The sequence below is a fragment of the Brevundimonas sp. CURTG3B2_SDJG genome (assembly GCF_057364705.1).
The window spans coordinates 1-2,959 of the sequence record NZ_JBNFOJ010000330.1 but is presented as its reverse complement, the minus strand read 5'-3'; the positions used below and the strand labels follow the sequence as shown (position 1 = coordinate 2,959).

1 protein-coding gene and 1 pseudogene are annotated in these 2,959 nt (G+C 72.3%); one reads left to right on the top strand and one right to left on the bottom strand.

Annotated elements, in window-relative coordinates:
- Window positions 1–157 precede the first annotated feature (157 nt).
- Window positions 158–2,203 carry an AsmA family protein gene (locus AC2W7C_RS16055; RefSeq protein WP_486002296.1) on the bottom strand — a complete coding sequence of 682 codons (2,046 nt, stop codon included), beginning with the start codon at window positions 2,201–2,203 and terminating at the stop codon, window positions 158–160.
- 196 nt (window positions 2,204–2,399) lie between these two features.
- Between AC2W7C_RS16055 and recO the strand changes: the two are divergent.
- A pseudogene (recO, locus tag AC2W7C_RS16050) lies at window positions 2,400–2,876 on the top strand (DNA repair protein RecO); the annotation flags it as partial.
- Window positions 2,877–2,959: the final 83 nt, after the last annotated feature.

Below are 2,959 nucleotides of genomic sequence, written 5' to 3'. Positions count from 1 at the left end.
CCCGGCGGACGCGCCGTCGCGCGGGCCCGCAGGCTGTTCAGCAGGCCGACGGGGCGAACAGGCGGCGGCGACGGCGCCGAGGGCGGGGGCGAACAGGCCTCTTCGGGTCATGCGCCAGATAGGCACGAAGGCGCGGTCCGGGCCAAGACGTCCTCGGCTATCGCGCCGAAGAAATCAGCGCGCCGCAGTTGGCGTCCTCGGCCAGGCCGGGATCGACGAAGGGCAGCAGGGCGACGAGAGGATTGATCAGGGCGCCGAGCGCCGCGCCCAAGCCGACCTGGCCGGCGACCGAGCCGCTGTCGATCCCGACCCGGGGCGCGGTCAGCGGGCCCTGGACGACGATGGGCGACCACAGCCGGACCAGGCGCGCTTCCTTCGTTTCGCCGTCGATGCGCAGGTTCATCGTCTCGGCGCCCAGGTCGATGGTCCCGGCGCCCCGGGCCAGCACCGGCGTGGTGTCGATCACGAAGGTGCGCGCCGTGGCCGTGCCCCCGGCGACGGAGAAGTCGGCGACGGCGCAGCGGATGTCCGAGGACGACTGGTCTCCGCCCAGCAGCTTGCCCAGGCCGGCGGTGACATTGATGCCCAGCAGTTCGGCGAAGGCCGAGCGGATGCGGCCCTGGGGCACGACCAGGCTGATCGTCCCCTTCGAGGCGGCCGCGAAGTCGTGCACCGAGGCCCCGGGACCTTCCAGCTTGGCCCGCCCCAGCGCGCGGCCGGTCACGGTCGGGGCCCCGCCGCGCGCGGGAATGATCGACTCCAGCGGATAGCCGCGCAGGCGGAAGTCGATGGCGCTGTAGGGGGTGTCGCGCCGGGCGTCGATGCGGGCCGTCCCGCGCAGCTCGCCCCGGTTGAAGGTGAAGGCCACCGGATCCAGCTTCAGCACGCCGCCGTCCAGCACCGCGCCCAGGTCGACTTGGCGGACGTCCATCTCGTTGCGCTTCACCCGCGCCGCCCGATAGCGAAGGGTCCCGTCCATGACGCGCAGGCGCTCGACGTTCAGCGGGGCGTCCGGCAGCAGGCGCCCGGGCGCGCCCGAGGTGACCACCGTGTCGCCCGCCGCCGTCACTCGGGGACGGGCGCCCAGGACGGCGGCCAGGTCGTCGAGGTCCAGCAGGTTCGAGCGCAGGTCCGCCTCGACCCGGCGGCGATCCCCGGCCTTGTCCACGATCAGATCGCCGGTCAGGTCCGACGAGCCGACCCGGCCGCTGACGTCGCTGAAGTCGAACCGCGTCCCGTCTCGCGTCAGCGTTCCGGACAGACGATAGGGCGGGGTGTTGGGCAGGGTCACCCCGGTCAGCAGATAGAGGTCCGCCAGGTCGCGGCCCTGGAGGCTCAGGGTCGAGCGGAACCGGCCCAGGTCGAACGGCCGGGTGATCGCGCCATGGGCGACGAGCCGGGAATCCACGCCGCTCAGCGTCGCCTGGAATCCGTAGGGTCGGTCCCGGCGGATGTTGATGAAGGGACCGCCCCGCACGGTCAGGGTCAGGGGCGTCCCGTTGATCGTGCCCTGGCCGTTCAGGTGGAAGCCGGCGTCGCCGTCCGATCCCTCGCGCGCGGCGACGACCGCCTCGAGCCGAATCTTGCGGCGTTGCTCGTCCAGCGACAGCCGGCCGTCGCGGATGATCAACCGGTTGATCGGCGGCAGCTTCAGTCCCTCGCCGGTGTCGGGCCGGTCGGGATTCAGCGCCCAGCTGCGCCGGCCGTCCGCGGTCGAGATCAGCACCGCCTGCGGCCGGGTGACGGCGACCAGGGGCAGCTCGATCCGGCCGGCGGCCAGGGCGCGCAGCCGCAGCGACGACTGCAGGTCGTCGATCCTCAGCGTGTCCCGCTCGCGCGCCCAGTCCGGGCCGCCGACGCGCAGCTCCCGAACCCGAACCGAGGGCGTCCAGCTTAACAGCTTCACGTCCAGATCGCCGTTCAGCTCGATCTGCCGGTCGTAGCGCGCCGAGGCCCAGCGGCCGACGGGGCCGCGCAGCAGGTTCCAGTCGAAGAAGACGAGGAACAGGACGATCCCCGCGATCAGCGCCAGGGTCACGGAGGCGGCGACCTTTTCGGCCCGACCCGGCCGGCGAATGGCGGCGTAGACGGGGTCGTTCTCGACCACCCAGGCCCGCCAGGCCTGGACCCGACGCCCGGCCGGAACCAGGGCGCGCTCGCGCACGGCTAGCCAGTTCGGATTGTCTTTCAAAGGGTTGGGCAAGCGGCCGGGCTCCGTTGAAGCCCACTGAACGCACGAGGGCGGCGAAGGCTCAGACCGGGCCCGGTCGCCGGTCGTCAAATTTCATACTTCCAACTGTCGTATAATCTTTACATTGAGAGCGAAGCGCGCATTATTCCCTCCGAACCCTGAGCATTTCAGGCGATTGGAGGTCCCTCAGATGCGTCGTTTCTCCGCTCTCGCCGGCCTGGCGCTCGCCGCCGCCGCCGCCGTCGCCCAGGGCGCCCTGCCCGAGCGCGAGCCGCATCCCGGCGCCTTTCTGGCCTTCGAGGCCCTGATGGGCGCCTTCGCCGTGCCGGAGGTCTGGCCCGCCGTCTTCGTCCGCTTCGAGGCCGGCCTGCTGGAGGACCTGGGCTTCGGCCTGGACCTGAGCCGCTGCGCCGTCACCGGCGTCATGGACGATCTGGTCTGGGTCAGTCCTCGGACCGGGCGCGCCGTGAGCCGCGAGGCCGGGGCGCCCTACGCCGACAAGCTGCTGACGCTGCCGCCCTTCCTGCTCGGCGCCCAGGCGGGCCTGGGTGAGGGCGACGTGGGCGCCGGCCTGGACCTGACCGGCCATTTCCTGGAGCAGTTCGTCTTCCATCCGCTGGACAAGCCCCTGCCGCCGGCCCGGGTGTGGATGCTCGACAAGCTGCGCGAGGCGGGGCGGCTCTAGAGGCCGCGCAGGGCGTCCAGCGCCATCCGCGTCTCCTGCGCCAGGATGTCGACCAGCTCGGCCGCCGGCAGCGCGCGGGGGCC